This window comes from Paraburkholderia sp. Ac-20347, from assembly GCF_017104805.1.
GTDB classification, from domain to species: domain Bacteria; phylum Pseudomonadota; class Gammaproteobacteria; order Burkholderiales; family Burkholderiaceae; genus Paraburkholderia; species Paraburkholderia tropica.
The window spans coordinates 1-637 of sequence record NZ_JAAGPN010000641.1 but is presented as its reverse complement, the minus strand read 5'-3'; the positions used below and the strand labels follow the sequence as shown (position 1 = coordinate 637).

At 73.8% G+C, this 637-nt stretch carries 1 protein-coding gene; it reads left to right on the top strand.

The window, feature by feature from the left end; all coding sequences use genetic code 11:
- Positions 1-637 (top strand): citrate/2-methylcitrate synthase (locus G3N97_RS39175; protein ID WP_277397890.1); only part of this gene is annotated, 637 nt, incomplete at both ends.

The window sequence follows — 637 nt, the reverse complement described above, 5'->3', positions numbered from 1 at the left end:
CTGGGCGCAAGGCCGCGACGCGCAGCTCGACAACGCCGCCGTCCTCATGCGCCTGCTCGCGGCGGCGCTGATTTCGGCGGCGCCGTCGGGCGAGCCGCTGCATCGGCAGATCGCGCATGCGTGGGGCGTGCGTTCGCGCACCCAGGCCGATCTGCTGCGCGCGGCGCTGGTGCTCTGCGCCGATCACGAATTGAACGCCTCGACCTTCACGGTGCGCTGCATCACCTCGACCGGCACGCATCTGTTCGGCGCGGCGACGGGCGGACTCGCGGCGCTCGCGGGGCCGCGCCACGGCGGCGAAACGGTGCGCGTCGCCGCGCTGTTCGAAGAAGCCGCGCGTGCGGACGACCTGCATCGCTATCTGGCGCAGCGCCTCGCGCCCGACGAACGCGGCGTCACGCCCTCGCTGTCCGGTTTCGGGCATCCGCTCTATCCGGATGGCGATCCGCGCGCGAGGCTGCTGCTCGACTGGCTCGCGCAGCGCGCCCCGGCGCGTTCGCCGATGGCGGAAGTCGACCTGCTCGCGCAGGCGGTGATGGAAACGACGGGCGCGCGGCCCACGCTCGATTACGCGCTCGCGGCCATCGAGCGCGTGCTGGCGTTGCCGCGCGGCGCGGCGTTCACGCTGTTCGCGGCC